The sequence below is a fragment of the Terrisporobacter muris genome, from assembly GCF_024621905.1.
Classification (GTDB): domain Bacteria; phylum Bacillota; class Clostridia; order Peptostreptococcales; family Peptostreptococcaceae; genus Terrisporobacter; species Terrisporobacter muris.
In genome coordinates this window covers 1-5,911 of sequence record NZ_JANKBY010000228.1, presented here as the reverse complement: position 1 = coordinate 5,911, position 5,911 = coordinate 1, and the positions used below count along the sequence as shown (strand labels likewise).

General features: G+C 29.5%; 2 protein-coding genes. Both read right to left on the bottom strand.

Going from position 1 to position 5,911, the window contains the following annotated elements; genetic code table 11:
* Window positions 1-62: 62 nt before the first annotated feature.
* Window positions 63-1,994, bottom strand: a complete 1,932-nt coding sequence (locus tag NSA58_RS14500) for an elongation factor G (RefSeq protein WP_039680365.1) — start codon at window positions 1,992-1,994, stop codon at window positions 63-65.
* A 253-nt stretch (window positions 1,995-2,247) separates the two neighbouring features.
* On the bottom strand, window positions 2,248-5,682 hold the full coding sequence (locus NSA58_RS14495) for a pyruvate carboxylase (protein WP_039680366.1): 3,435 nt from the start codon (window positions 5,680-5,682) through the stop codon (window positions 2,248-2,250).
* Window positions 5,683-5,911: the final 229 nt, after the last annotated feature.

The window sequence follows — 5,911 nt, the reverse complement described above, 5'->3', positions numbered from 1 at the left end:
TATAAAACAAAAAATAAACGGCATGATTTTTTTAACATCATGCCGCTTTTAATATATATTTTTTAATTATTAGCTTCTGCAATTATTTTTGATGCTAGCTGCTGAGGTACCTCATTGTATTTTGCTAATTCCATTTCAAAGAACCCTCTACCTTGAGTCATTGATCTTAAATCTATTGCATATTTAAATGTTTCACTTTGTGGTGCTTCTGCATAAATTACTTGTCTACCTTTATCATCAGGTTCCATTCCTAGTATTTTTCCTCTTCTCTTGTTAATATCACCCATTACATCTCCCATATACTCTTCTGGAACAGTTATCGTTAATTTCATAATAGGTTCTAATAAAATTGGTTGAGCTTCCTCCATTCCTTTTTTGAATGCTATTGATGCTGCCATTTTAAATGCCATTTCTGATGAGTCAACATCATGATATGATCCATCATATAATGTTGCTTTTATATTTGTAACAGGATATCCTGCAAGTATTCCTTTTTGCATAGAATCTTTTAATCCTTTTTCTACTGCAGGTATATAAGACTTTGGAACAGAACCTCCAAATATCTCTTCAGCAAATTCAAAGTCATCGCTACATCTTGTAAATTTAATTTTTACATCTCCATATTGACCATGGCCACCAGATTGCTTTTTATGTTTTCCTTGTACATCAGAAGAACTTTTTATAGTTTCTCTATAAGCAACTTTAATATCTTCTAGATCTACATCAACACCAAATTTTTCTTTTAATTTATTTTTAACTGTATTTATATGAAGCTCACCTTGACCACCAACAAGAGTTTGCTTAGTTTCTGCGTTTCTGTACCAGTGTATAGTTGGATCTTCTTCTGATATTTTGTTTAATGAAGATCCTATCTTATCTTCTTCACCTTTATTTTTTGGTACTACAGAAAAATATATTTGTGGTTTTGGTAAATCTATTTCTTCTAATAATGAAACACCTGAGCGTTCTGCTAAAGTATTTCCTGTTTTTAGAGAATTCATTTTTGTAACTATAACTATATCACCTGCATTAGCATAGTCTACTTCTTCTAATTCTCCATTTTTCATTGTATATAAATTAGTAATTTTTTCTTTTACATCCTTATTTACATTAACTATTTCAGTATCTTTTTTTATTTGACCTTCAACTACCTTTATGTAAGACATTTTTCCTATGAATGGGTCAACCATTGTTTTAAATACCAAAGCTCTTAAAGATTTTTCTTTTTCAATAGCTTTTGGTTGTATGTATGCACCTATAGTTTTTAGTATTTCTTCTGATCCTATGTTATTTATTGTAGAACCACATATTACAGGTATTATATCTCCACTTTGTATTCCTATTATTATTCCTTTTTGAATTTCCTGTGGACTTAATTCTTCTCCATTAAAATATTTGTCTAACACTTCATCATCAGTTTCTGCTATATGTTCCATTAAAGCTTCTTTCACACTTGAAACTTGCTCTTTGAATTCTCCATCTAAATCGTCATCCAAGTTTTCTAACACATTATGTAATTTAACAAATTTTTTATCTTTATATATAGGGCTTATCATTGGTACTATCTTATTGTCATATTTTTCTCTTAACATTTCTATTGCATCTTTATATCTTGCCTTTTCATTGTCTATTTTATTTATAAACATGATTTTCGGCATATTTTCAGTCAATTCTAGTGATTTTTCAGTTCCAACTTGTATAGGAGAAGTTGCATCTATTACTATAATAGCTGCATCACTTGCTCTTAACGAAGAAATTACTTCACCGCTAAAATCAAAATATCCTGGTGTGTCTAATAAATTGTACTTGATACCGTTGTATTCTATGGGAGCTAACCCAATACTATAAGTCATGTTTACTTTATCAGACAACTTGGGCATCTTTTTTGAAATATTTGTAGTGTATGCTAGGGCATCAATTAAATTAGATTTCCCACATCCACTATGCCCCAGTATTGCAACATTTCTTAAATTGTTACTATCATAGACTTTCATATTAGCACCTACCTTTTTTAATTATATAAAATTATCAAGTGTTATAAATAATTTTATACCATTTACATGTATAATATTCCTAATTATGTAAGATAAGATTACCTTATTATTATAAGAATAATTTGGTACTCTTTCCCTTGGATTTAAAATATATTTCTACACACATCTATATTTTTCCTCTTTTTTGTATAAAAAAACTCTAAAGCAGTTATTTACTATGCTTTAGAGTTTTTTAATTCACTATTATTCTACTCTATTCTAATGTCATCAATAATTGTTTATCACAAACCATTTCATTTTCTTTAACTTTAATAGACTTTATTTTCCCACTTGTTTTTGATACTATATTAGTTTCCATTTTCATAGCTTCTATAACAATTAATGGTTGATGTTCTTCAACTTCATCTCCTTCTTTAACAAGAACCTTTATTACTTTTCCTGGAATACTAGCCCCTATTTGCAAAGTATTATCCATATCAGCAGTTTCTACTTGCTTAATACTGCCTGCATAATTATTATCTTTTATCTCTACTTCTCTATGCATTCCATTTAGGTCAAATACTATTGTTCTATATCCATTTTCTTTTACATCACCTATATTTCTTAAACTTATAGTTAACATTTTTCCTTCTTCTATTTCCACATCACATTCTTCACCTATGTCAAGACCATAGAAGAATACGTTGCTTTCTAATTTGGAAATATCATTATATCCTTGTAAATGTTTTAGATATTCTTCATATACTTTTGGATATAATTCATAACTTAATATATTTCTTATATTAGATTTCATATTAAATTTTTCATTTAAATAATCTTTATCTTTGTCAAAATCCGCTTGTGGTATTAATAAACCAGGTCTTACAGTAATAGCCTCTTCACCTTTTAATACTACCTTTTGTAATTCCTTTGGTATACCACCTTCTGGTTGACCTATCATACCCTTACAATAATCTACTACTGAATCTGGGAATGATAATTTCTTACCTTCTTCAATAATATTATCTTTGTTCAATTTATTTTTTGTCATAAATATTGCTAAGTCACCTACAACTTTTGAAGATGGAGTAACCTTTATTATATCTCCAACTATTTGATTTGCTTCTTTGTAATTTACCTTAAGAGTATCAAAGTCATCTCCTAAACCAAAGCTATCAGCTTGGGCTTTTAGATTTGAATATTGTCCTCCTGGCATTTCATATTCATATATTTCAGCAAAAGAAGTACTCATACCACTTTCAAATTTTTTATAAATTTGTCTTAGGTCTCCGTAGTAACTTGATAATTCTTCATATCCATATAAGTCGATCTTAGTATCTCTTTCTGTATTTTTTAGAGCTTCTACTATAGCATTTAAAGATGGTTGGCTTGTTAGACCTGACATAGTTTGTAATGCAGAGTCCACTATATCCACCCCTGCTTCAGACGCCATCAAACAAGTTGCTACACCGTTTCCACTTGTATCATGGGTATGTAAGTGAATTGGTGTTTTGACATTTTCTTTTAATGTTTTAATTAAAGTGTGAGCAGCATAAGGTTTTAAAAGTCCTGCCATATCTTTTATACAGATTATATCTACTCCTAAAGACTCTAATTCTTTCGCCATTTTTACATAATATTCTAAGTTATATTTAGATTTATTAGGATTTAATATATCTCCTGTATAACACATAGTACCTTCGACTATTTTTCCGGTTTCAAGCCCTGCCTCTATTGACAGTTTCATATTTTCCACCCAGTTTAGTGAGTCAAATATTCTTATAACATCGATTCCTTGATAAGCAGATTCTTTTATGAAATCTACTATTACATTATCAGGATAGTTTGTATACCCAACACCATTTGATGCTCTAAACAACATTTGGAACATAATATCCGGTATTTCTGTTCTTAATTTTTGTAATCTTCTCCATGGAGATTCTTTTAAAAATCTATAAGCTACATCATATGTAGCTCCCCCCCACATTTCTAATGAGAATAAATCTTTTTGGTACGCATTTGTTTCTTTAGCAACTTGTAATAAATCGTAAGTTCTAAATCTTGTTGCTATAAGAGATTGATGAGCATCTCTCATTGTAGTATCAGTTAATAATAATTTCTTTTCATTCTTTATTTTTTCAATATATGCTTTCTTTCCTAGTTTCTCAAACTGTACTTTACTACCTTCTACTTTAGGTATTCTTTCAGTTATTATTCTTGGTTGATGCAATGTTTCAAACTTAGGTTTAGGCATACATTTGTTTTCATTAACTATAACATCACCGATAAATTGAAGTAGTTTAGTTCCTCTGTCCTTACTCTCTTTTATCTTAAATAATCGAGGGTGTTCATCTATAAACTTAGTACTGCATTTGCCGGCTCTAAACATAGGATCTTGCAAAACATTAACTAAAAAACCAATGTTAGTTTTTACCCCTCTAACTCTAAGCTCATTTATAGATCTAATCGTCCTATTAATTGCTCTTTCAAATGTTCTATCCCAAGATATAGTCTTAACTAGTAAACTATCATAGTAAGGTGTTATACTAAATCCTGCACAACCATTTCCTCCATCAAGTCTAATACCTGCACCAGAACCGGTTCTATATACTTGTATTTTTCCTGTATCAGGCATAAAGTTATTTTTAGGGTCCTCAGTTGTAATTCTGCATTGTATAGCATATCCTGTTACTTTTATATCATCTTGAGATTTTATATCTATTTCTTCACTATCTAAGCTATATCCTTCAGCAACAAGAATCTGACTTTGAACAATATCAATTCCCGTAATCTCTTCTGTTACAGTATGCTCAACCTGAATTCTTGGATTCATCTCTATAAAATAATGATTCCCTTTATTATCAACTAGAAACTCTAACGTTCCTGCACTTACATATCCTACTTCTTTAGCTATTTTAACTGCATCTTCACAAAGCTCATCTCTTACTTTTTTATCTACAGAAAATGCTGGTGCATATTCAATTATTTTTTGATGTCTTCTTTGTACAGAACAATCTCTTTCATATAAATGAACTAAATTACCATGTTTATCACCTAATATTTGAACTTCTATATGTTTTGGGTCTTCTATATATTTTTCTATAAATATTAAGTCTTCTCCAAATGCTTTTCTAGATTCGCTACATGCATTTTCGTATTCAATAGCCAGGTTCTTTTCATCATAAACAACCCTCATTCCTCTTCCGCCTCCACCATTAGAGGCTTTTATCATTATTGGATACCCTATAAAACTTGCAACTTCTTTTGCTTGTTCAACACTTTTAATTACTTTTTCTACTCCAGGTATAGTTTTTACTCCAACGTTATTAGCAACCTTTTTAGAATTTATCTTGTCTCCCATTCTTTCCATTATTTCTGCAGATGGACCTATAAAAACAATACCATTTTCTTCACATTTTCTTACAAACTCTGGATTTTCTGATAAGAAACCATATCCAGGATGTATTGCATCTACATTTTTTTCTTTTGCAAGCTCTATAATTCCATCTATATCTAAATAAGCATCTATAGGTCCTTTATCTTTACCTATTAAATAAGATTCATCAGCCTTAGTTCTAAATAAACTATATTTATCCTCTTTACTATATATCCCTACACTTTTAATTCCTAATTCATGGCATGCTCTGAATATTCTTATAGCAATCTCGCCTCTATTTGCTACTAATACTTTTTTAAACTTTTTAAGCATGTTATCCCCCTTTTCCATATTTTAGTTGTAATATTAAAGATTATAGTCCATAAAATTTTAATTTTGAACCCCTACAAAAGAGTTTCTTAATAAATAATACAAATTCATTAAAACAGGTAAATAAATTTTGTATTTTAGCAAATTCCTATTTCTTAATTAAGTGATAGTAGAATGTTTTCATAATAATTTTTTATAATATTCCGATTGATATGAATATATATTGATCTAT

Bases quoted from the DNA above. Each gene is read 5' to 3' on its own strand.
- NSA58_RS14500 (WP_039680365.1), bottom strand. From the start codon at position 1,994: ATGAAAGTCTATGATAGTAACAATTTAAGAAATGTTGCAATACTGGGG.
- NSA58_RS14495 (WP_039680366.1), bottom strand. From the start codon at position 5,682: ATGCTTAAAAAGTTTAAAAAAGTATTAGTAGCAAATAGAGGCGAGATT.